The sequence below is a fragment of the Streptomyces sp. NPDC046925 genome, from assembly GCF_040644915.1.
GTDB lineage: Bacteria > Actinomycetota > Actinomycetes > Streptomycetales > Streptomycetaceae > Streptomyces.
In genome coordinates, this window is sequence record NZ_JBEYWZ010000013.1 from 13826 (window position 1) to 37659 (window position 23834).

Here is a 23834-nt window from a genome sequence, read left to right on the forward strand (position 1 = left end):
GTGGTTCAGTGGTGAAGTCCCTTCTTGCCGGGGGTCCAGAAGGGCTTGACCTTGATCTGCGTACGAGGCCACTTGCGCACGTGCACGAGGTGGTCCCGGACCGCTTGGCAGGTGCGCGCCTCACCCGCGACATACGCCATGCCGGGCTCCTCGGGGAGGCCGAGCTCCGACACGGCGCCGAGCATGGCCTGCGAGGAGACCGGGGACGCGCCCTTGCGGAACACGCGCCGCAGGACGTGCGGGCCGGGCACGGGCACCTCGTCGTCGGGTGACTCGCTTTCGAGGACCCCGTACACATGCGCCTCGGCCCCGAGCGCCCTGATCATCGGGCCGAAGGCGGCGGACGCCGTCTCCTCGCCGATGAACACGTGGTACGGAGCTTCCGGTCGGAGGTCGAAGTCGCCCAACGGCCCCCAGAACGAGACCTCTTGGCCGACCTGGACATCGCGGGCCCAGCGCAGTCCGATACCCTCGCCGTCGTAGAGATGGGCCCGGATCTCGACTTCCCGGCCGTCATCCGACTGATCCCAGACCGAATAGGTGCGGAGGGTTTCACCGGGGCGCAGGATCCCGTACAACGACAGAGGGTCGTTGATCTGGATCCGGATGTGACGCCCCGGAGGAATGGCCGCCCCGCCCAACCCGTCGGCGGCGATCCTGATGCGCTTCATCGTCGGGGTCACCGATCCCGTCTCCGTGATCACCCCTTCGAGCCGCTGCTTGGCGAAGATGTGTTCAAGGGGATTGAGTGACGGGCGCCGCGCGGGCTTCACCGTACCGTCCGGCATGAGGACTCCTTCTCCTGATCAAGTGATGCCAGGGCATGTGGCGCCCTTCCTCAGCGTGTCGATCAGCCGCTCGGTCGGGGCGTCCCTCACTCCTGCGTCAGCGCCGCAGCCCGCCGTCCCGGCAAGCGCTTTCACATCCCGGCTCCGCGAATCGCAACTGTGGACTATGCGTCGCTTGCTCATTAATGTTTTACGCAATGACTTAGATTACTGCCACTAACAAACCATAGGTTGCCTATCATGTCAATAACTGGAAGTGAGGACTGAGATGCCGCAGCAGACGTCAAGCAGCCGCGTGCAGAAGCGTCGGCAAGCCACCCTGCTGGAGATCCGCAGCACGGCCCGCCAGCTCCTGCGCAAGCACGGACCGACGGGCGTGACGGTCAACGCCGTGGCCCGCGAGATGGGCATGAGCGGCCCCGCCGTATACCGCTACTACGCCAGCCATGACGCGCTGGTCGAAGCGGTGATCGCGGACTTCTACCAGGAGCTGACGACGACCATGCAGGCAGCGCGGGACGCCTGCCCGCCGGAGCGGCCCGGCAGACGCCTCGCTGCCACCTGTCGCTCGATGCGGGCCTGGGCCATCGACCATCCCGGCGAGTTCAGCTGGATGTTCGCGAGCCCGGTCCACGCGGCGTCCCGCGACGACGCGGAGTCGCCGCGGCTGCGCGCCGGACAGCAGTTCGAGAAGGTCTTCCTCGACCAGTTCGTCGAGATCTGGGAGCAGAACCCCTACCCGGCGACGCCGTTCGAGGATCTGGCCCCTTCTTTGCAGGAGCAGATCCTCGATTACGCCGCCAGGTCCCAGAGCCCGCTGCCTCCCGAGGCGCTGCATCAGTTCCTGACGAGCTGGATCAGGCTCTACGGCCTGCTGTGCATGGAAGTCCTCCACCAGCTGGACTTCGCCTACTCGGACCTCGAGCCGGTCTTCGAGGAGAACCTCAAAGAGCTCTGCGCCATGCACAACCTCGAGTACGAGCCGCCGCGGGCCTCTTAGCGATGCCCGGCCGCCCGCCCTCCGTCCTCCGGGAGAGAGGGACGGGGCGGGCGACCGGGAGGCCCCTCAGCGCGTGCCCGGCGCGGGTCAGCGCGTGCCCGGCGCGGGGAAGTGGCCGACGCCCACGAAGAACTCGACGTACGTGCGGAAGAGTTCCTCGGTGAGCGGAGGGCACTCGACGCCGGTGCCCACGAGGGCGGCCTCCGTGGACGTCGTGTCGATGCCCGCGTTGGAGCCGTCGCCGGCGAGGGCGATCGCCTCGAAGGCGTCGAAGAGCGGCAGCATGGCGTTGTCGCGGTCCGCCTGTACGAGGGCGCGCCAGCTGTCGTGGTCCGCCTCGTCGATGGCGTAGCCGTACCCCCGCAGGTACTCCACGCACATGCGGAAGGTCGCCCCGCTCTGGTTGAAGAAGTGGAAGATCTGCCCGGACGCCTCCTTCTTCCCGGACAGGGCCACGATCCCTGCGCTGACGTAGTCGACCGGCACGAAGTGCACGTCCCCGCCGAGCCCTTCGGGCGCGGCCCCGGCCTGGACCAGGCCCTTGAGGCTGAGCCACACGAAGTCGCTGGTCTGGCAGGCGCCGGTCGCCCGGTCGCCGGAGATGACGTCGGCCCGGTGGATGGTGACCGGCAGCCCCCGTTCCACGGCGAGGCCCACGATCTGCTCCGCCACCCACTTGCTCTGCACATAACCGGTGGGCTGCCGCTCGACGGGCGCGGTCGGGTCCTCGGGCTTGCGGGGCAGTCCGCCGGGCTCGGATCCGGCGAAGACACCGGTCGTCGACACGTAGTGGACGGGCACCGAGCGGTGGCGTGCCGCGAGCCGCAGCACCTCGACCGTGCCGGACACGTTGGGTGCCTTCAACTCCGTGTACGGGTAGAGCCAGTTGACGGTGGCTCCGGCGTGGTAGACGGCGTCCACGCGCCGGGCGAGGCCGTCGAACCGCTCCTCGTCGAGGCCCAGTCGGGGCGCTGCGAGATCGCCGACGACCACGGAGAGACGCGCGGGGTCGATCTCGTCCCACACCCGGAACCATTCGAGGCCCGCCCGCAGCCGTGCGAGGGCGGCCTCTTCGTCGGCGCCGCGGACCAGGCAGTGGACCGTGGAGCGGCCCGTGCGCATCAGGTCACGGAGCAGGAAGGCGCCGAGGAAGCCGGTAGCACCGGTGAGCAGGACCTCTTGCGGGTCCGTGACCTCGTACGACACCTCGTCGGCGGGGACGATGTCGGCGGGCAGGTCGATCTCGGCGGCGAAGTCCACCGCGTCGCGCGAGGTGGACACCTCGTCCCCGAGCCGTTCGAGCAGGACGGTCCGCAGGAAGGCCGCGAGCTCCGTCGGCGTGGGCCGGTCGAAGACGACCGTGGCCGGGAGCCGGCAACCGGTGGTGCCCGACAGCTGGTTGCGCAGTTCGACGGAGGTCAGGGAGTCGAAGCCGAGATCCGAGAACCGCTGTTTGGGGCGGATGCCGTCGGCGTTCATGTGCCCGAGCACGGTGGCGGTCTCGGCGAGCACCAGGTCGAGCACCCGGCTCAGTTGCTCCTTCTCGTCGAGTCCGGCGAGGCGTCCGAGCAGGGTGTCGAAGCCGTTGTCGACGTTCTGGGCCGTGCGGCGCACCGGCGTGCGCAGCAGTCCGCGCAGCACGGCCGGTACCTGCGAGGGCCGTTCGCGCAGGGTTGCCGCGTCGAGCGGCATGCCCACCGTGGCGGGCGTCCCGAGCCGCAGCGCGGTGTCGAGCATGGCCTGGCCCTGCTCCTGGCCGATGGGGCGGAAGCCGCCGCGGGCGATGCGGTTGAGGTCGGCTTCGTCGAGGTGGCCGGTCATGCCGCTGTCCTGGGTCCACACGCCCCAGGCCACGGAGGTGGCGGCGAGTCCCGCCGCGGCGCGGTGCTCGGCAAGGGCGTCGAGGAACACGTTGGCGGCGGCGTAGTTGGACTGTCCTGCGCCGCCGATGACACCGGCGACGGAGGAGAACAGGACGAATGCCGTCAGGTCGAGGTCGCGGGTGAGTTCGTGCAGGTGCCATGCCGCGTCGACCTTGGGGCGCATGACGGTGTCGAGGCGTTCGGGCGTCTGGTCCTGGAGCAGTCCGTCGTCCAGGACACCGGCCGTGTGGATGACGCCGGTCAGCGGTCGGTCGGCGGGCACGCCGGCCAGGAGATCCGTCAGCGCGTCGCGGTCGACGATGTCGCACGCGGCGATCTCCACCTCGGCGCCCAGGCCGGTCAGTTCGCGGCGCAGTTCGTCCGCCCCGGGGGCGTCGGGTCCGCGTCGGCTGACGAGCAGCAGCCGTGCCACGCCGTGCTCGACGACGAGGCGCCGGGCGAACAGGGCGCCCAGGGAGCCGGTACCACCGGTGACGAGGACCGTGCCGTCGGGGTTCCACCGGTTGCGGTCGGGGCCCGTCCCCGTGGTCGCGGGGGGAGCCGGGGGAGCCGGGGGAGCTACGCGGCGCAGCCGGGGGACGAGGACCGCGCCGTCGCGGATCGCCGTCTGCGGCTCCTGCGAGGCGAGGACCGTCGCCAGTGCGTCGACGGAGCGCGGGTCGCCGTCGAGGTCGACGAGCACGATCCGCCCCGGCGCCTCCGACTGCGCCGAGCGCACGAGGCCCCACAGCGCGGCGGCCTGCGGATCGGCCGTCCCCTCCCCCAGCGGGCTCATCGCGCCCCGGGTCGCCACGACGAGCCGGGTGGCGGCGAGCCGTTCCTGTGCGAGCCATTCCTGGAGCAGCGCCAGCATCCGGTGTGCGGCGGCGCGTACGAAGCCGGGGACGTCCGCTCCGGACGGCGCCTCGTGGGGCCGGGTGAGGTCGAGGAGTACGGCGTCCACCGGCGTTTCGGCCGCCGCGACGGCGGCGGTGTCGGCGAAGACCGGGGCGCCGGGCAGGGTGAGGCCGGGGCGGTCGCCGAGCAGGCCCCAGCGCGGGGCGCCGGTGTCCGCGCGGGTGCCGCGCAGGGGCTGCCATGCCGTCTCGAACAGCGCGTCGTAGCCGTGCTTGAGCGAGGTGTTGAGGGTCTGGGCGGTCAGGGCGCGCGGCTCGACTCGCTCGGCGCTGAGGACGGGGTGTCCGACACGGTCGGCCGCCAGCAGGGTGAAGCCGTCCGCGGCCCGGTCGATCCGGACGCGCAGGGCGGCGGCCCCGGTGGCGTGCAGGCGCACCCCGCGCCAGTCGGCGGCGATCGGCGCGGCGCTGCTCCCCTGCTCGTCCCCGGCCAGGCGTACGACCTGTACGGCCATGTCGAGGAGCGCCGGGTGCAGCCCGAAGTAGGCACATCCCGCCTGGAGTTGTTCGGGGATGCTCACCTCCGCGAACAGGCTGTCGCCGGAGCGCCAGGCGGCGGTGACGCCCGGCAGCGTCCCCGGGGCGCCCGGCGCCTCGGAGTCGTCGAGGGCGATGTCCTCGGCGCCGGGCGGCGGCCATTCCGCGATGCCGGTCTCGTCGGCCGTGGCGTCGGCGCTCAGGAAGCCGGACGCGTGGACCGTCCAGAGCGTGTCGGCGGCGTCGGTGCGCGCCGAGACGGTGACGGTGCGGCGGCCGGTGTCGTCGGACGCGCCGACGCGCACCTGGAGCTGCAGCCCGCCGGTCTGCGGGAGGACCAGCGGGGCGGCGAGGGTCAGTTCGTCGAGGGCGGTGCAGCCCGTCTCGTCGCCCGCGCGGACGGCGAGTTCGACGAACACCGAGGACGGTACGACGTCGGAGCCGAGGACCGTGTGCCCGGCGAGCCAGGGGTGGGTGAGCCGGGACAGCCGCCCGGTGAGCAGGACTTCGTCGCCGTCCGCGACCGGCACCGCGGCGCCCAGGATCGCGTGCCCGGCACCGGCGAGGCCGAGGCTCGCCGCGTCCCCGGTCACTGCCTGCTCGTCGAGCCAGTACCGCTTGCGCTGGAAGGCGTAGGTGGGCAGGTCCACCCGCCGGACGTCAGCACCGCCGAGGGCGCCGGTCCAGTCGACGTCCACGCCCTGCACCCATACCTCGGCGAGCGAGGTCAGGAACCGGCCGAGGCCGCCCTCGTCGCGGCGCAGGGTTCCGGCCACCACGACCGGGACGTCCGGCCGCGAAGCGCTCTCCAGGATTTCCTGGACGCTCATGGACAGCACCGGGTGCGCGCTGACCTCGATGAACGTGCCGAAGCCCTCGGCGGCGAGTGATTCGACGGCGGAGTGGAAGCGTACGGTCTGGCGCAGGTTCCGGTACCAGTACCCGGCGTCCATCGTGGAGGTGTCCAGCCACGTGCCGGTCATCGTCGAGAAGAACGGCACCTCGGAGGGCTGCGGGCGGACGTCGGCGAGCACGCGGGCCAGTTCGTCCTCGATGCGCTCCACGTGCCAGGTGTGCGAGGCGTAGTCCACCGCGATGCGCCGGGCCCGTACGCCCGCGGCCCCGCATTCCGCGAGGAGTTCGTCGAGCGCGTCGGGGTCGCCCGCCACCACGACGGACGCGGGGCCGTTCAGGGCGGCGACCTCAAGGCGGCCGGGATAGCGGGCGAGACGCGTCTCGACGTCCTCGAGAGCCTGCGCCACGGACACCATGCCGCCCCCGCCGGCCAGACCGGCGGCGATGGCCTGTGACCGCAGTGCCACCACGCGTGCCCCGTCGGCCAGGGTCAGCGCGCCGGCCACGCAGGCGGCCGCGATCTCGCCCTGCGAGTGGCCCACCACCGCCGCCGGTTCCACTCCGTAGGAGCGCCAGAGCGCCGCCAGCGACACCATTACCGCCCAGGACGCCGGCTGTACGACGTCGACGCGTTCCAGTGTCGGCGCGCCGGGCGTCTGGCGGAGCACGCCCTCCAGGTCCCAGTCCACGAACTCGGCGAGCGCCCGGCCGCATTCGGCCATCCGCTCGGCGAACACCGGTGAGGAGTCGAGGAGCCCCACCGCCATGCCCGCCCACTGCGTGCCCTGGCCGGGCAGCACGAACACCGGACGCGCCGCCGTGCCGGACGCGGTGCCCTTGACGACGCCCGGCGCGGATTCACCGCGGGCCAACGCGCCGAGTCCCGCGACCAGTTCGTCGCGGGAGCCGCCGGTGACGACCGCGCGGTCCTCGAAGACCGCACGGCTCGACACCAGCGACCAGGCCACGTCACGGGGCGCCGGCGCGGGATCGGCCTCCACGGCAGCGAGGAGCCGCGCCGCCTGGCCTTGTACGCCCTCGGCGGTCCGGCCGGACACGACCCACGGCAGCACCTCCGGCGACGAACCACCGGCGGCCACGGGCTCCGGTGCGGGCTCTTCCGGGACTTCTTCGAGGACCACGTGCGCGTTCGTCCCGCTCACGCCGAAGGAGGAGACGGCGGCCCGGCGCGGCGCGCCGGTCGCGGGCCAGGGCCTTGCCTCGGTGAGCAGTTCCACCGCGCCGGAGTCCCAGTCGACCTCCGGTGTCGGGGCGTCGACGTGCAGCGTCTTCGGCAGGACGCCCCGCCGTATCGCCTCCACCATCTTGATCACACCGCCGACACCGGCGGCGGCGACGCTGTGCCCGATGTTCGACTTCAGCGAGCCCAGATACAGCGGCCGCCCGTCACGGCGCTGCTGCCCGTACGTGGCAAGCAGGGCCTGCGCCTCGATCGGGTCGCCGAGACGCGTGCCGGTGCCGTGCGCCTCCACCGCGTCCACATCCGCGTACGACAGACCCGCACTGCCCAACGCCTCCCGGATCACCCGCTCCTGCGAGGGGCCATTGGGCGCCGTCAGACCATTCGACGCACCGTCCTGATTCACCGCCGAACCCCGCACCACCGCAAGCACCCGATGACCATTGCGCCGCGCATCCGACAACCGCTCAAGCAGCACCAGACCCGCGCCCTCCGACCATGCGGTGCCGTCGGCAGCGGCGGCGAAGGACTTGCAGCGGCCGTCGGCGGCGAGACCGCGCTGCTTGGCGAAGTCGATGAGGCCGCCCGGGTCGCAGCTGACCGTCACGCCACCGGCGACGGCCAGTGTCGACTCGCCGGACCGCAGCGACCGTATCGCCGAGTGCATCGCGACGAGCGACGAGGAGCAGGCCGTGTCGAGGGAGACCGCGGGGCCCTCGAAGCCGTACGTGTAGGAGATCCGGCCGGAGGCGACGCTGCTGAGCTTGCTGGTCATGAGGTAGCCCTCGAACTCCTCGGGGGCGTTGAGCCCGAGGTAGCTCTCCTCCACGATGCCGACGAAGACACCGGTGCGGCTGCCCTTGAACGCGGTGACGTCCAGGCCCGCGTGCTCGAACAGCTCCCAGGAGGTCTCCAGGAGGAGCCGGTGCTGCGGGTCCATCGCCACGGCCTCGCGCGGAGAGATGCCGAAGAACCCCGGGTCGAACAGGGGGGCGTCGTGCACGAAGCCCGCCTCGACCGAGTAGCTCTTCTCCTTGATCTTCTCGATGTCCCAGCCGCGGTCGTGCGGCAGTTCCGTGACCGCGTCGGTCCCCCGGTCGACCAGGTTCCACAGATCGGCGGGCGATGCCACGTCGCCGGGGTAACGGCAGGCCATGCCCACGATGGCGACGGGCTCGTCGTCGGCCGCCTCCCGCTCGGCCAGCCGCCTGCGGGTCTCCTGGAGGTCGGACGTCACCCGCTTGAGGTAGTCGACAAGCTTGTCTTCGTTGGACATCGGCATCGACTCGGTATCCCTTTCAGGAAGTTCAAAAAGTCTTATGACGGTGGGCGGGCGGCCGGTGACGGGCCGGGCGGCCGGGAGGTCAGTCGGCGGGGCCGGAGAGTTCCGTGTCGATGAGGGCGAACAGTTCGTCCACCGACGCGGACTCGATCCGGTCCGCCGGGGCCGGATCGTCGGCCTGTGCGGTCGCCTGCGCCGGGGCGTCGAGCCTGGACGCCATGCTCTGGAGGCGCCGCCGGACCATCTGCCGGTGCCGCTCGTCCTCAGAGACCGCGGCGAGCATGGTGTCGAGGCGGTCGAGTTCGGACAGGACAAGCGTGGATACGTCGACTTCGGCGGGGCCGAGGCGTGCGAGCACGTGACCCGCGATGTCGCGCGGGGTCGGGTGGTCGAAGATCAGGGTGGCCGGAAGGCCGATTGCGGTCGCGGCCGTCAGACGGTTGCGCAGCTGCACGGCCGCGAGGGAGTCGAACCCCATTTCCTGGAACGCCTGGTCAGCGATGATCGCGTGCAGGTCAGGCTGCCCCGTCACGGCCGCCGCCTCCGTCCTGACCAGATCCAGGACGAGTGCGCCGCGTTCCGCCTCGTCCAGGTCCGCGAGCCGGTCGGCGAGTGTGGCGCCGCCCGGGTCGGCCGCGCTGTGCGCGGTCCGGCGGGCGGGGCCTGTGGCCAGGTCGCGCAGCGCGGGCGGCACGGCCTCGTGGGCGCGCAGCGCGGCCCGGTCCACGACGCCCGCGATCACCGCGGCGGCGCCGCTCGCGTCGCCGCCTAGTGCGAGTGCCCGGTCGAAGAGGCCGAGGCCCTGGTCCGCGGTGAGCGGCTTGAGCAGGTCGAGTCCGGAGCGCCGCGCCGCGCCGGGGTGTTCCCAGGTGGCCCAGGCCACGGCGGTGGCGGGCAGTCCGAGCGCCTTCCGGTGGCGGGCGAGTCCTTCGAGGTACGCGTCGGCCGCCGCGGTGTTCGCCCTGCCGGGGCCGCCGAACGTACCGGCGGACGAGGAGCAGAGGACGAAGGCGGTGAGGTCGAGGTCGCGGGTGAGCTCGTGCAGGTTCCGGGCCGCGTCGGTCTTCGGTCGCAGGACCCGGTCGATCTGCTGCGTCGTCATCGCGGACAGCACACCGTCGTCGAGGACGGCGGCCGCGTGCACCACGGCGGTCAGCGGACGGTCTTCGGGGATCGCGTCCAGGACCGCGGCCAGCGCCTGCCGGTCTGCCGCGTCGCATGCGACCAGGGACACCCGGGCGCCTAACTCGCCTAGTTCTGCGGCCAGTTCACAGGCTCCCGGCGCCTCGGCGCCTCGGCGGCCGACCAGCAGCAGATCCCGGACGCCGTGTTCTGCCACCAGATGCCGGGCGAGGACGGCGCCGAGGGTGCCGGTGCCGCCGGTCACCAGGACCGTGCCGTCCGTCTTCCACGGCTGTCCGGCCGGATCGTCCGCCGGGACCGGGCGCAGCCGGGGCACGTGGATCCGTCCGGCGCGCACCGCCGGTTCGGACTCCCCGGATCGCGCGGCGGACGCCAGCAGGTCAAGGGGCGGGGTGTCCGTGTCCGTATCGGCCAGTACGAGGCTGCCCGCGCCCTCGGCGCCCGCCGTGCGCAGCAGACCGCGTACCGCCGCCGCTTCCAGGTCGAGGCGCGTGGCGTCGTCGTCGCCCGTGACGACCGCGTCGCGGGAGAGGACCACGACCGGGGTGCCCTGGAGTGCGTCGGCGGCAAGGAGTTCCCGCACGAAGGAGAGCGCCCGTTGGGTTCCCTCGTGCACGTCGCCGGTCGACGGCCACGGCACGAGCAGCAGGTCGAAGGGCGCCTCGCCCGACTCACCCGCCTCGCCCGACCCGCCCGACCCGCTTGACGCAACCGCCCTCGCGGCCGCGGCGAGGTCGTCGAAGCGGGGGATGCCGGGCACGTCGGCGGCGATCGCCGCCCAGCGGGCCGCGGGCCCGGGGGTGGCCTCGTAAGGGATCCATTCGATCGTGGACAGGCCGTCGCCGCGCGGGGTGGTCGTGCCGAACTCCTTCTCGGGAACGACCCGGTAACCGAGCGATCCGACGCCGAGCACCGGCCGTCCCTCGGGGTCCAGGAGCTCCAGGGTCACGGAGTCGTCGTCGAGGCGGGTGGCACGTACTCCTACGGTGTCGGCGCCCACGGCGTGCAGCCGTACGTCACGCCAGACGGCGGGCACGGCGATGCCTTCCGCGCCGTCGGGTGCCGAGGTCGCCGGGATCGCCGGGATCGCGGACAGGGCCGCGTCGAGGAGGGCGGGGTGCAGGCCGTAGGTCGTGGCCTCCGCAAGGAGCTCTTCCGGGAGGCGCACTTCGGTTGTCTTGCCCTCGTGGCCGCTCGGGGCCGCCGCCTGACCGTCGGCCGCGAGGAGGCCTTGGGCGCAGGCGATCCACGGGCCGGAGGAGTCGGGGTCTTCGGTGTCGGGCCGGGCGTGGACGGTGAGGGTGCGGCGGCCGGTGTCGTCGGGCGCGCCGACGCGGACCTGGAGCTGCAGCCCGCCGGTCCGTGGGAGGAGCAGCGGTGCGGCGAGGGTCAGTTCCTCTAGGACCGTGCAGCCCGTCTCGTCGCCCGCGCGGACGGCGAGCTCGACGAACAGCGCTGCGGGCAGTGCGCCGGTGTCGAGGACGGTGTGTTCGGTCAGCCAGGGGTGGGTGCGCCGGGATATGCGTCCGGTGAGCAGGACCTCGTCCCGGTCTGCGACCTGCACGGCGGCGCCGAGGAGCGGATGCCCGGCGCCGGTGAGGCCGAGACCGGCCGCGTCGCCGGTCCCGGAGCGCCCCTCCAGCCAGTACCGCTTGCGCTGGAAGGCATACGTCGGCAGGTCAACGCGCACCGCGCCCGCCAGCACCCGCGTCCACTCCACCTGCCGCCCGCGGGCGTACAGCCGGCCGAGGAGCGCGGCCAGCGTCTCCTGTTCCGACCGGTCGGCCCGCAGCACCGGCGCCACCAGAGCGGGGTTCCGTTCAGCCCCGGCCGAGACCAGGGCGCTGAGCACCCCGTCGGGGCCGAGTTCGACGAAGTCGGCGGCGCCCTCCTGTTCCAGGCAGCGCACCGCGTCGAAGAACCGCACCGCCTCGCGCAGTTGCCGCACCCAGTACCGCGGCGAGCACGCCTCCTGCCCGGACAGCACCTTTCCGGTCACCGTCGACACCAGCGGAATCCGCGGCGCCCGGAGGGACAGGCCGGTGACGATCTGCTCGAACTCGTCGAGTACGCCGTCCATGTGCGGCGAGTGGAACGCGTGGCTCACGCGCAGTCGCCGCACCCGCCGGCCCTCCGCGCGCCAGCGCGCCTCAAGGTCCTCGACGACCTCCGTGTCGCCGGACACCACCACGTTGTCCGGCCCGTTGACCGCCGCGAGGGACACCTTGCCCGTCAGCCCGGCAAGGTCTCCCGCGACCTTCTCCGGGTCGGCCTGGACGGCGAGCATCGCCCCACCGTCACGCGCCGAACCCATCAACCTGCCGCGTGCCACGACGAGTTGGGCCGCGTCCGCCAGCGAGAGCACGCCCGCCGCGTGCGCCGCCGCCACCTCGCCCACCGAGTGACCGGCCACGAAGTCGGGCACCACTCCGAACCGCTCCAGGAGCCGGAACAGCGCCACCTCGACCGCGAACAGCGCGGGCTGCGTGAACTCCGTCCGGTCGAGGAGCCGGGCCTGCTCCGATCCCTCGTCGGCGAACACCACGTCCTTCAAAGGCCGTTCGAGGTGCGCGTCGACTGCCTCGCACACCTCGTCGAAGGCCGCGGCGAACTCGGGAACCGACTCGTACAGCTCCCGGCCCATGCCGAGCCGCTGGGCGCCCTGCCCCGTGAACACGAAGGCGAGGTCCGCCGCGTTGCGTGAGCGCGTCGGCTCCGCCGCCGTCACCGCGGCGTCCGCCGCGCCCGATGCCAGTGCCGTCAGGCCGCGCACCAACTCCGCCCGGGTGCCGCCGACCACCACCGCGGCGGTGTCCAGCACGGACCGCTCCGACACCAGGGACCAGGCCACGTCCCGGGGCTCGGGGGCTCCCTCCTCTGCCTGCACGGCCGCGAGCAGCCGCGCCGCCTGACCCCGGACGCCTTCCGTCGAGCGCCCCGAGACCACCCACGGCACCACCGAGAGGCCTGCGGCGGCGGAGACCTGCGGCTCCGGCTGAGCGGTCTCAGGTGCCTCGGGGGCCTCAGGTGCCTCGGGGGCCTCCTCCACGATCACGTGGGCGTTCGTGCCGCCGATGCCGAACGAGGAGACACCCGCACGGCGCGGCCGCTCCTCGGTCACCGGCCAGGGGGTGGCTTCGGTGAGCAGTTCCACCGCGCCGAAGTCCCAGTCGACCTGCGGGGACGGCGCGTCGACGTGCAGCGTCTTGGGCAGCACCCCGCGCCGCATCGCCTCCACCATCTTGATCACGCCGCCGACGCCCGCGGCGGCCTGGCTGTGCCCGATGTTCGACTTCAGCGAGCCCAGATACAGCGGGCGACCCTCCGGCCGCTCCTGCCCGTACGTGGCAAGGAGGGCCTGCGCCTCGATCGGGTCACCGAGCCGCGTCCCCGTTCCGTGCGCCTCAACCGCGTCCACATCCGCGTACGACAGCCCCGCACTCCCCAACGCCTCCCGGATCACCCGCTCCTGAGACGGACCATTGGGCGCCGTCAGACCATTCGACGCACCGTCCTGATTCACCGCCGAACCCCGCACCACCGCAAGCACCCGATGACCATTGCGCCGCGCATCCGACAACCGCTCAAGGAGCACCAGACCCGCGCCCTCGCCCCACACCGTGCCGTCCGCCTCCGCCGCGAACGACTTGCACCGGCCCGAAGGCGAAAGCGCCCGCTGCCGGGAGAACTCCACGAACGAGGTCGGCGTGGCCATCACCGTCACGCCTCCGGCAAGGGCCAGGTCGCACTCCCCCTGGCGCAGCGCCGTCGCCGCCAGGTGAATGCCCACCAGCGACGACGAGCACGCCGTGTCCACCGCCACCGCGGGGCCCTCGAAGCCGAACGTGTACGACACGCGGCCCACGGCGATGCTGCTGGACGCGCCTCCCGCTACATAGCCCTGGACGTCGACGGGGACGTCGTCGAGGATGCTCGCGGCGAAGCCCTGGTACATCAGCCCGGCGAAGACTCCGGTGCGGCTGCCGCGCAGGGCGGCCGGCACCACGCCCGCGCTCTCCATCGCCTCCCACGCCGTTTCGAGGAGCAGCCGCTGCTGCGGGTCCGCCGCGAGCGCCTCACGCGGTGACATCCCGAAGAACTCCGGCTCGAACGCGGCGGCATCCTCCAGGAACCCGCCCTCGCGCACGTACGACTTGCCCGCGCGGTCCGGGTCCGGGTCGTAGACGTTCTCGTCCCAGCCCCGGTCGGCCGGGAACGGGGAGATCGCGTCCACCCCGCCGTCGAGGAGGTCCCACAAACCCTGCGGGCTGCTCACCCCGCCCGGATACCGGCACGCCATCCCCACGATCGCGATCGGCTCGCTCGCCCGGTCCTCCACCTCGCGAAGCCGCCGCCGGGCGTCGCGCGCCTCCGTTATCGCGCGCTTGAGGTACTCCCGCAGTTCCTTCTCGTCAGCCATCGGTCCAACCGCTCCAAAAGTCATGCGTACAGGCGAGGTGGGCAAAGAGACGGGCAGTGAATCGTGGGGCGGTTAATTTCAGCGGAACCACAATCGCGCAAAGCCTAAACGGGGCTTAGTCACGACCCGGTAATTGCTGGCTTGGACGGCACGGAGAGCAGTTCGTTACCGCTGAGTGCCCCTCGCGCGAAAGGGCGACGACCGCAGGTCAGGGCACGTACCAGCGGGGGTGTTCGGGGCATGTGAGCCGCCGGTTGACGGCAGATGTGCACGCCCGATTAATCTTCATTCGAATTCGGCGATTTCGCGCCGCACAACACAGGGGGTATTCGGATCATGGATCTGCAGTATGCGGGGGAGTCCGTGGTGAGTGTGGCGTCGGGTGCGGGGCGGTGGCCGTCGCAGGGTCCGTACTTCCGTGCGCCCTTCCGTGCGTCGCCGAAGGAAATGGTTCGCTGACCACCCCGCCGAGCGCGGCATCACAACTCTTGTCACTCTCCGGGAAGGTGTGCGAGACCGACGTGGAATTCTCCGTACTTGGACCCCTGCGCATGAACGAGCGCGGCGAGTCCTACACCCCGACGGCGCCGAAGCAGCGACAGCTGCTCACCCTGCTGCTCCTCAACGCGAACCAGGTCGTTTCCACCAACACGTGCATAGAAGAGCTGTGGGAGAACTCCCCTCCCAACAGCGCGCTCTCCACCCTCCAGTCGTACATACTCCAGCTGCGGCGCAGTCTGCGGCGGGTGCCGCGGATCGGGAGTCTCCAGGCCGCGCGCCTCATCCTGGAGACCCGTGACGGCGGCTATCTCCTCGCGGTGCGCAGCGACGAACTCGACACCAACCGCTTCTGGTCCCTGGTGCGCGAGGGCCGTTCGGCGCTCCACCACGACGACGTACGGGCTTCGGCCCGTCTCTCCGAGGCCCTGCTGCTCTGGCAGGGCGCGGCGCTCTCCGACGTACAGCGCGGTCCTGTTCTGCGGGCCCATCTCGTGGGCCTGGAGGAGGAGCGCACGAGCGTGCAGGAGCAGCGCATCGCCGCGGATCTGCGCCTGGGGCGGCACCAGGAGCTGCTCGGTGAGTTGAGCCGGCTCACGGCCAAGTACCCGATGCACGAGAGCCTGCACGCCCAGTTCATGCTCGCGCTGCACCGCACCGGCCGCCGTACGCAGGCCCTTGAGGTGCTGCGGCGGTTGAGCACCGTGCTGCGCGAGGAGCTCGGTCTCGATCCCTCGCCGCGGGTGCGCAGGCTGCACCAGGCGATCCTGGCGGGTGACCCCGCGCTCGATCTCCTGGCGCACACCGACGCCGTGCTGGCCGCCGAGCCCGGCGCGCCGAACGGGCCGCTGGTGCCCGCGGGTCGCGATCTGGTGACCGCGGGGGCTCCCGCCGGGCGTCAGGAGCAGCTGGTGCGGCGCTGACCGCACAGCACGGTACGGCTCGTTACGAGGCTGAGGCGGCGCCCCCTGTCCGGGGCGGCGCCTCAGCCCTTCTTGCTGCCGCCCGCCTGCCCGCGCCGGGGCGGCGGGTTGGCGTCGAGGAACGCGTCGGCGACGGCGTGCACGTACTCCGCGCCGAAGGTGCGTTCCGCGAGCAGCCTGCGGAACATCAGCGGGCCCGCGAGCTGGTCGATGGCCAGCTCCGTATCCAGCTCCGCGGGCAGTTCGCCGTTCTCCTTGGCCAGTTCGACGATGGCTCGGAATCCTCCGGAGCCCGCCTGGTACAGCGACTCCTTGAGCTCGGCGAACGTCGGGTCCACACCGGCGCGTTCGATGACCACCCGCATGCCGCGCTCCCCCACCGGGTCGTGCAGCAGGGCCCGCAATCCGTTGAGCTGGCCGATCAGGTCGTCGCGCAGGACGCCCGTGCGGGTGGGGCGGGCGTTCGCGATGCGCTGGGCGATGGCCTCGTAGATGAGGGACGGGGAGTCGGGCCAGTGGCGGTACAGGGTGGTGCGGCCCACGCCGCTGCGTGCGGCGACGGCGACATGGGTGACCGCGGACCACCCCTGTTCGACGAGCAGTTCCTGGGCGGCGGCGAGGGCGGCGGCCCGGCTGCGGGCCGCCCGCGGGTCCATGCCGCGCCCCGGCGCCCGCGGGCTGCGTCCTGCGGCGTCGGCCTGCGTGGACATGGCAACTCCCCGTGGTTCGTTGATCTGCTGTTCGGTACAGAGTGTGCCAGTTCCTACCCCACCCGCGCGGCGCGCAGGCCCGCGCGGGCGGGGTGAGCGGGTGATCAGGCCCGGTAGAAGTCCAGGTGGTCGTGGGCCCAGGTGGCGAAGGAGCGGGGGGCTCGGCCCAGGACCTGGCGGATGTCGGGCGAGAGGCGGCCGTGCAGTTCGCTGCCGTGCTCGATGGCCTCCTCCAGGGTCGTGATCACCCCGTTCACGGTCTCCTCGGAGAAGTGGCGCAGCATCATCTCGCGGTGCGCGGCCAGCGGCACCGTCTCGAAGCGCAGGTCGCGCCCGAGCAGCGAACCGACCACGGCGAGCTGCTCGCGGCCGGTCAGCGCCTGCGGTCCGGTCAGTTCGTACACCTGGCCCTCGTGGCCCTCCTCGGTGAGCGCCCGCACCGCGACCTCGGCGATGTCCCGGGGGTCGACGATCGCCTCCGGCACGTCCGCGAGCGGCCCGCGGGCGACGCCCTCGGCCTTGACCGACGCGGCCCAGCCGAGGTTCATGCTCATGAAGCCGTTCGGCCGCAGGATCGTCCACGGCACCCCGGAGTCCTTCAGCGCGTCCTCGGCGATGCGGTGCCAGTGGCCCAGCGGGTTGGCCTTGGGGTCCTCGGCCATGTCCACGCCGAGGGTGGACAGCTGCACGATGTGCTCGACGCCCGCCTCACGCGCGGCGGCCACCAGATGCGCGTCGTGGGTCGCCTTGTTGGCGCCGAGCGACATCAGGAAGACCTTCTGTACGCCGTCGAGGGCGGCCGGCAGTGTCTCCGGGCGCCCCAGGTCGGCGGCGACCACCTCCAGGTCCGCTCCCCCGGCGAACGCCGCCTTGCCGGGGTCGCGGGTGAGCGCCCGCACCTTGTGCCCGTCGGCGCGCAGCAGCGAAAGCACCTTGCCGCCCACGTTTCCCGTGGCTCCGGTCACCAGAATCATCGTCATCTCCTCGTTCGTGCGTACGCGTGCGTGCGGGTGGGTGGGTGGGGTGCAGGTGGTCAGCGGGCCGCCGCGTCGGGGCGGTCGAGGACCGTGCGCAGGGCGCTCTCCAGGGCGCGGCGCGCGGCGTCGGTGTCCGCGGGCGCGTCGCCCGCGCGCCAGGCGATGAAGCGGTCGGGCCGTACGAGCACCGCGCCCGCACCGCTCACGCCGTAGCTCTTCTCCCACTCGGTGCCCGCGAGCCGGTGCACCGGCAGGGTGATGCCGAGCCGGTCGGCCACGGCGTCGGCGGCGGCCGTCCACGCCTCGCCCGCGCCTTCCGCCGTGCCCTCGCCTGGGCCCTCGCCGGTGAGCAGGACGAAGGAGCGGCCGAACAGGGCGGTGGTGGACGCGGCGGGCGAGCCCTCGGGCAGCGCCACATAGGGCGCGCGGGAGCCGGGTCGGCCGGTCGGGGCGGCCGGGTCCTCCAGGAGCTCCCCGGCGTCGTCGGCCTCGCGGACCACGGCGCCGTCCGCGCACCGGTAACCGAAGGCCTGTACGACCGGCGGCAGCGGCGCGGCGAGCGCCCCGTCGTCGAGGTACCCCGCGAGCCGTTCCACGGTGTTGCGCAGCTGCTGCTCCCCGATCATCTCGGAGACCGGACGGCGTTCCGCGTCGTGGCTGTCGAGCAGCCCGGGCCCCGCCTCGCCCTTGACGACCATGGCCAGCTTCCACGCCAGGTAGAAGCCGTCGGTGATCGCGGTGTTGCCGCCGAGGCCGCCCGGCGCGGGCACCAGTCTGGCCGCGTCGCCCGCCAGGTGGACGCGGCCCTCGCTGAACCGGTCGGCGATCTCGCTGACGATGTCGGTGCGGCCCGTCTCGACGACCGTCAGCGGCAGGTCGGGCAGGCCGAGGCCGGTGCGGACGAGTTCGGCGCACTTCTCCTCGGTGAACGCGCCGAAGTCCGGCGGGTTCTGCGACATGCCGAGCACATAGCCGTAACGGCCGGGTATGTCGGTGGTGTAGAAGACGCCGGGTGCCGGCTGCTGGAGCCAGAAGAGCGCGAACTTGCGTCCGTCGGAGACGCCGGGCAGCTGACGCAGCGGTTCGCTCAGGTCGGCGTCGAAGAACACCCGGAAGATCTCGCCGAGGTTCCCGCGGCCGTGCATGCCGATGCCCAGTTCCCGCCGCACGGGGCTGTGCGCGCCGTCGGCCCCCACCACGTAGTCGGCGGTCACCGTCCGCTCGGCGCCGGTGCGCACGTCCCTCAGGACGGCCGTGACCAGGTCCGGCGACTGGGTCAGGGAGACCAGTTCGGTGTCGAAGCACAGCTCGGCGCCCAGCTCCCTGGCCCGGTCGGCGAGGATCACCTCGGTCCGCTCCTGGCCCGCCATCGCCCAGTCCTCGGGCGAGACATGACGCATCGCCATCTCGCCCTCGGTCATGATCCGCTTGAGGACGGGCCCGGCCAGGCTGTCGGCCACCACCATGTAGAACTCGCCGGTGCCCTCGTCGGGACCCGCGGCGGCGATCCGGTCGGCGATACCGCCGATGCGCAGCGCCTCCATGGTGTGGGGGTACTGCCCGCGCGCCTTCATGATGACCGAGGTGCCCGGGTGCTTCTCCGCCACCAGCGGCCTGACTCCGTGGAGTGACAGGAACAGCGCGGTGGTCAGGCCCGCGAGGCCGCCGCCCACGATGAGAACGGGTACGTGCTCGTCCGACACGGCCACTCCTTGGTCGCTTGGGTCGTCTTGGGTCGTCCGGGGCCGCCGTCAGCACGAGGCCGGCCGACCGGGCGCCCAGTCTGCGGACGGCCGTTGGAGGTCCGGTGGGGTTCCGGTGGGCGGCGCTTTCCTCCACCGACGCCCCAACAGCCCATCAGCGGGCGGGTCAAGGGTGGAAGCGGCGGCCCGCGCGAGCGCCGCCGTCACCCTTCGAGACACAGGAGTCGTCGTGGTCGTCTTCGTCAACAAGCTGACACTCACCGGAGCGGCCGAGGACCTGGAACGCATCTACGCCCATGTCGCCGAGTTCATGCGCACCCGTCCCGGTCTCATCCGCTACCAGCTCGTCCGCTCGCAGAGCGACCCGTCCGTGTACTTCAACGTCGCGGAGTGGGAGGACCAGACGTCGTTCGAACAGGCGCTGAAGGAGCCGGAGTTCCGCAACCGCCTCAAGGCGCTGGGCACGGTCATCAAGGGCGAACCGCACCTGTCCGACCTGGTCGAGTCCGGCGTCGGGGAGGCCTGAACCGTGCCCGGACCCCTCAAGATCACCAACCCGGTCGACGGTGAGACGTACGCGCGGATCGTGCAGTTCTACGCCCACCAGATGCAGCTCCTCGACGAGCGCGAGGCCGAGGAGTGGGCCGACGGCTTCACCGAGGACGGGGTCTTCGCGCAGAACGTGAAGCCGGAGCCCTGGACGGGCCGCGCCGTCATCGCCGAGCGGATGCGCGCCGGCATGGACCGCCTGGCCACCAAGGACGTACAGCGGCGGCACTGGTTCGGCATGGTCGCGACCGAGCGACAGGACGCCGGGACCGTACTGACCCGCTACTACGCCATGGTCTACGAGACCCCGCTGGGCGGCCGGGCCACCACCTATCTCAGCACCACCGGCGAGGACGTACTGGTCCTCCAGGACGGCCAGTGGCGCGTCAAGCACCGCCTCATCACCCACGACGGCACCTGATCCGGCCGGCAGCCGGCGAACGAAAGAAGGTTGTGAGCATGACCGAGCTGACACGCGAACGTGTGGCCGCGGCGTACGGGTCGCTGGTGACCGGGGACCGGGAGCAGATTCTCCAGTACTGGTCGGAGAACGTGCGCTTCCAGATGCCGGGCAGCCACCAGTACTCCGGCTGGTTCGTCGGCCTGGACGACTACCTGGAGAAGATGGGCAAGCTGATGGCCGCCACCGGCGGCCGCATCTCCTCCGAGACGGGCGACGTCCTGGTCGACCAGGAGGCCGGTGTGTCGATCGACGTGTACCGCCTCGACGGCTACCGCGAGCACGCCAAGGAGGGCGCGACCTCTCCGTACGAGCGTCTCCAGGTCGAGGGCGTGCACGTGCTGCGCTGGGAGGACGGCCGGATCGTCGAGGGCCGCAGCGCCCTGTTCGCCGACGGGAACACCCAGGCCAACCTGTGGTGGTCCCCGGTCGGCGCCGACGGCGAGCGCTACGAGTACTGACCCCCTGAGCACTGACCCTTCGCGAGGCCGTCCGGGAGCGTGTCCCCGCACGGCCTCGCGCATCCCAGCGAGGATTCGCAGCGAGGAAACCCAGCCATGACTGAGCCAGCACAGGGCCTGCTCCAGGACCGGGCGGTGGTGATCACCGGGGGCGGTACGGGAATCGGCCGGGCCGCCGCGCACGCCTTCGCCGCCGAAGGCGCCCGGGTAATGGTGGTCGGCCGCAGGACCGCCGTACTCGCCGAGACGGCCCGCGGCCACGCGGGCGCCATCCATCCCTTCGGCGCCGACCTCTCGGACCCGCGGACACCGCGCGCCGTGGCGGCGGCGGCCGAGCGTGAACTCGGCGGCATCGACGTCCTGGTCAACAACGCCGTCACGATGGGCTCCGCGCCCCTGGGCCGCATCGACCCGGACAACACCCGCGACCAGGTCGCGACGAACCTGCTCGCGCCGCTGTTCCTCACCCAGGAGGCACTGCCCGCCCTGGAGTCCTCCAAGGGCCTGGTCATCAACGTCACCACGGCCGGCAACCAGCGGGGCTGGCCCGGCCATTCGGTCTACGGAGCCACCAAGGCCGCCCTCGACTTCCTCACCCGCACCTGGGCCCTGGAACTCGCCCCCAAGGGGGTCAGGGTCGCGGGCATCGCTCCCGGCCCGGTCGACACACCGATCGCGGAGCACGCCGGGCTCGACCCCGAGGGCATCGCGCAGTTGCGCGCACGGCAGCGCGGCCGGGTGCCGCTCGGCCGGGTGGGCCAGCCGGAGGAGGTGGCCTGGTGGATGGTCGCCCTGGCCCGCCCCGAGGCGTCGTTCGCCACCGGCCTCGTCCTGCCCGTGGACGGCGGCGCGAGCGTCGTCTTCTGACCACACTCCCGGGGCCGTCCGGCCCATAACTTACGGAGCGAGCATGGAATTCGGCATCAACTTCTTTCCCACCGTCGGGCCGGACGACAAGGACGCGGCGGATTACTTCGAGGAGAGCCTGAACCTGGTCGAGCTCGCCGAGGAGCTCGGCTTCGACCACGTCAAGACGGTGGAGCACTACTTCTTCAAGTACGGCGGCTACAGCCCGGACCCGGTCACCTTCCTGACCGCCGCCGCGGCCCGCACGAGCCGCATCAAGCTGGTGACCGGCGCCGTCATCCCGGCGTTCACGCATCCGCTGAAGCTGGCCGGGAAGCTGGCCATGCTCGACAACATCTCCCGCGGCCGGCTCCAGGTCGGCTTCGGACGCGCCTTCCTGCCCGACGAGTTCGACGCCTTCGGAATCGACATGGACGAGAGCAGGGCGCGCTTCGACGAGGGGCTGCGGGCCTGTCAGCGGCTGTGGAGCGAGGAGGACGTCGTCTGGGACGGCAGCTTCCACTCCTTCGGCCCCGTCACCCTGCTGCCGCGGCCCTACCAGCGCCCGCATCCGCCGATCCTGGTGGCCACGGCGAAGACGCCGTCCTCCTGCGAGCAGGCGGGGCGTGACGGCCACGGCCTGATGATGGTCCCCTCCATAAACAAGCGCGAGGTCGTGCAGGACATGCTGGGCCTCTACCGCAAGGCGTGGGCGGACGCGGGCCACCCCGGCGAGGGCGAGGTCCACATGAGCTACAACTGCTACCTCAGTGAGGACGCCGCCGAGGCACGGGCCAAGGGCAAGGAGTACTCGCAGCGCAGCAACATGGTGATGCGGGACGCGGTGGCCGCGTGGGGAGAGCGGCGCAGCGAGGTGTACGCGGGTTACGAGAAGGTCGTGGAGAACATCGCCAGGGCCGACTTCGACCGCTCGCTGGCCGACAACAAGGTCCTGGTCGGCACCCCTGACGAGGTCACCGAACGGCTCCGGACGATCCGTGAGTGGTACGGCGACATCTCCGTCAGCCTCCAGGTGATCTCCGGCAATCCCACCCACGAGGAGTCCGTGCGCAGCGTGCGGCTCTTCGCCGAGCAGGTCATCCCGAACTTCCGCGACACGTCGGCCGCCGCTTCCTGAACCGGCGACCGCAAGAAGGGGGCTCCCCCGGACATCGTCCGGGGGAGCCCCTTTCGTTCCTGCTCTCGGGTCAGTTGGACGGGTCCAGGTCTTCGACCAGGAGCGACGTCACGCGTGCCGCGACGGCGGCCACGGTCAGTGCCGGCGGGACGCCGGTGCCGGGCAGCAGCGAACCGTCCACCACGTAGAGGCCGCGGTAGCCGCGCACCCGCCCCGCGTCGTCGGTCACCGTGCCGAGCGGTACGCCGCCGACCACGTTGCCGCCGGTGGTGCCGATGCGGCTGAACGCCGTACGGCTGCCCGGGTTGGCCTCGTTGAGGCGGTCCAGGGTGTGGGTGATGGCGGACTGTGCCTTGGCCAGGGCCGGGTCGTCGGCCGGCCAGTGCAGGACGACGTCGTCCTTGTCGGCGTCGTACCGGAAGGTGCCGAGCGCCGGTGCCGGTACGGCTCCGATGGTGGTGGTCCAGCCTTCCGCCTCCGGGGCGTCCGGCCAGGGGAAGTTGAGCAGAGACACCGGGCCGAGCGGGTTCTCCTTCCAGTCCTGCGCGAAGATCGCCGCGGGGCCGCCCTGCCGGGGGTTGTTCTCCGCCATGCCGGTACGGGCCGTGATGACCTCGCTGTTGCCGACGCGGGTGCCCAGTGCGCCGTGCAGGGCGGGCAGTGCGCCGCTCTGCTTGGCGCGCAGCAGGAGCCGGTTGGTGCCCAGGGTTCCGGCGGAGAGGATCAGCCGCGTGGTGGTGATCCGGTGACGGGAGAGGACCTCGCCGCGCTCGTCGATCGTCTCGTACTCGACGTGGTAACCGGAGCTTCCGTCGCCGCCGTCGATCGGCTCTACGGCGGTCACCACGCTGAGCGGCCGTACGTCGATGTGCCCGGTCGCCTCGGCGCGGGCGAGGATCGTGCGGTCGAGGCTGCGCTGGGCGCCGCTGTTGACGCCGAAGACGTTCAGGCCGTCGATCTGGGACCGCACCCGGGTCCCCGCCATCTCGTCGCGGACCACGTCCCAGTCCACGGCCAGGTCGACCTTGGCCCACGGGATGTTGGCCTTGTCGAGCTGGTCGGCGAACGAGCGGGCCGACCGGTAGAACTCGGAGTGGTAGATGTCGTCCGGTATCGGCGCGCAGCCGATCAGTTCGCGCGCCTGGGGATACCACCGCTCGGTCATCTCGCGGTGGTCGAGGACATCACCAAGGGTCTGCCGGAACAGTTCGGCCGAGGGCTCGCACATCGTGCCGTTGGTCGCCAGTGAGGCGCCGCCCACGCCGGTACCGGCGAGGACGTTCATGCCGCTGCCCTCGACGAACTCCAGGACGCCCGTGTAGACGTCGAGTTTCGCTTCGGTGAGCGGTGATGTCTCGCTGAGCCAGGCGGCGCGGCCGTCGGGCTCGGTCTGGGTCGCGAAGGTGTCGCCCGCGTCGTCGACGGGCCAGCGGCGTCCCCGCTCGAGCAGGACGGCGTCGACCCCCGCCTCCGCCAGCCTCAGTGCGGCGATCGAACCTCCATAACCGCTGCCGACGATCACCACGTCGGCGCGATCCTTCTGCCTCTCCACTGAGCGGCCTCCCTGCCTCATTCGTCCCGGCCTTTCGGACACGTCGAACATCGCGGACCGCGATGGAGGCTC

The 23834-nt window shown here is 71.9% G+C and carries 14 protein-coding genes; 7 read left to right on the plus strand and 7 right to left on the minus strand.

The window, feature by feature from the left end; all coding sequences use genetic code 11:
* Positions 1-5: 5 nt before the first annotated feature.
* A complete protein-coding gene (locus ABZ906_RS36500) occupies positions 6-788 on the minus strand; it encodes a siderophore-interacting protein (protein WP_361390148.1) in 783 nt (260 codons plus the stop codon).
* Positions 789-1083: 295 nt separating this feature from the next.
* Here ABZ906_RS36500 and ABZ906_RS36505 point away from each other — a divergent pair, with 295 nt between their 5' ends.
* Positions 1084-1788, plus strand: a complete 705-nt coding sequence (locus tag ABZ906_RS36505; protein WP_361390150.1) for a TetR/AcrR family transcriptional regulator — start codon at positions 1084-1086, stop codon at positions 1786-1788.
* An 87-nt stretch (positions 1789-1875) separates the two neighbouring features.
* On the opposite strand, the gene ABZ906_RS36510 is transcribed toward ABZ906_RS36505, so the two are convergent.
* Both ABZ906_RS36510 and ABZ906_RS36515 read right to left on the minus strand, forming a co-directional pair.
* Positions 1876-8376: a thioester reductase domain-containing protein gene (locus ABZ906_RS36510; RefSeq protein WP_361390152.1), complete on the minus strand. Its 6501-nt coding sequence runs from the start codon at positions 8374-8376 to the stop codon at positions 1876-1878.
* A gap of 88 nt (positions 8377-8464) precedes the next feature.
* Positions 8465-13945 (minus strand): SDR family NAD(P)-dependent oxidoreductase, encoded by a 5481-nt coding sequence (locus ABZ906_RS36515; protein ID WP_361390154.1) that lies wholly within the window; start codon positions 13943-13945, stop codon positions 8465-8467.
* Between the two features lie 521 nt (positions 13946-14466).
* Here ABZ906_RS36515 and ABZ906_RS36520 point away from each other — a divergent pair.
* Positions 14467-15366 (plus strand): AfsR/SARP family transcriptional regulator, encoded by a 900-nt coding sequence (locus tag ABZ906_RS36520; protein ID WP_361196054.1) that lies wholly within the window; start codon positions 14467-14469, stop codon positions 15364-15366.
* 62 nt (positions 15367-15428) lie between these two features.
* Here ABZ906_RS36520 and ABZ906_RS36525 read toward each other — a convergent pair whose 3' ends face one another.
* From ABZ906_RS36525 to ABZ906_RS36535, 3 genes are all read right to left on the minus strand, one after another.
* Positions 15429-16076: a TetR/AcrR family transcriptional regulator gene (locus ABZ906_RS36525; protein WP_361390156.1), complete on the minus strand. Its 648-nt coding sequence runs from the start codon at positions 16074-16076 to the stop codon at positions 15429-15431.
* A gap of 104 nt (positions 16077-16180) precedes the next feature.
* Positions 16181-17050 carry an SDR family oxidoreductase gene (locus ABZ906_RS36530; protein WP_361196058.1) on the minus strand — a complete coding sequence of 290 codons (870 nt, stop codon included), beginning with the start codon at positions 17048-17050 and terminating at the stop codon, positions 16181-16183.
* Positions 17051-17109: 59 nt separating this feature from the next.
* Entirely contained in the window at positions 17110-18756 is a 1647-nt protein-coding gene (locus tag ABZ906_RS36535) for an FAD-dependent monooxygenase (protein ID WP_361390158.1), read from the minus strand.
* 229 nt (positions 18757-18985) lie between these two features.
* Between ABZ906_RS36535 and ABZ906_RS36540 the strand changes: the two genes are divergently transcribed.
* The 5 genes from ABZ906_RS36540 (at position 18986) to ABZ906_RS36560 (ending at position 22210) form a co-directional block, all read left to right on the plus strand.
* Positions 18986-19282: an antibiotic biosynthesis monooxygenase family protein gene (locus ABZ906_RS36540; RefSeq protein ID WP_229871743.1), complete on the plus strand. Its 297-nt coding sequence runs from the start codon at positions 18986-18988 to the stop codon at positions 19280-19282.
* 3 nt (positions 19283-19285) lie between these two features.
* Positions 19286-19726, plus strand: a complete 441-nt coding sequence (locus ABZ906_RS36545) for a nuclear transport factor 2 family protein (protein WP_361196062.1) — start codon at positions 19286-19288, stop codon at positions 19724-19726.
* Positions 19727-19764: 38 nt separating this feature from the next.
* Positions 19765-20226 (plus strand): nuclear transport factor 2 family protein, encoded by a 462-nt coding sequence (locus tag ABZ906_RS36550; RefSeq protein ID WP_361196064.1) that lies wholly within the window; start codon positions 19765-19767, stop codon positions 20224-20226.
* Between the two features lie 96 nt (positions 20227-20322).
* Positions 20323-21093, plus strand: a complete 771-nt coding sequence (locus ABZ906_RS36555; protein WP_361390160.1) for an SDR family oxidoreductase — start codon at positions 20323-20325, stop codon at positions 21091-21093.
* Positions 21094-21136: 43 nt separating this feature from the next.
* Positions 21137-22210, plus strand: coding sequence for an LLM class flavin-dependent oxidoreductase (locus tag ABZ906_RS36560; RefSeq protein ID WP_361196068.1), 1074 nt, complete (start codon positions 21137-21139; stop codon positions 22208-22210).
* Between the two features lie 70 nt (positions 22211-22280).
* Here ABZ906_RS36560 and ABZ906_RS36565 read toward each other — a convergent pair whose 3' ends face one another.
* A complete protein-coding gene (locus tag ABZ906_RS36565; RefSeq protein WP_361390162.1) occupies positions 22281-23762 on the minus strand; it encodes a GMC oxidoreductase in 1482 nt (493 codons plus the stop codon).
* Positions 23763-23834 lie beyond the last annotated feature (72 nt).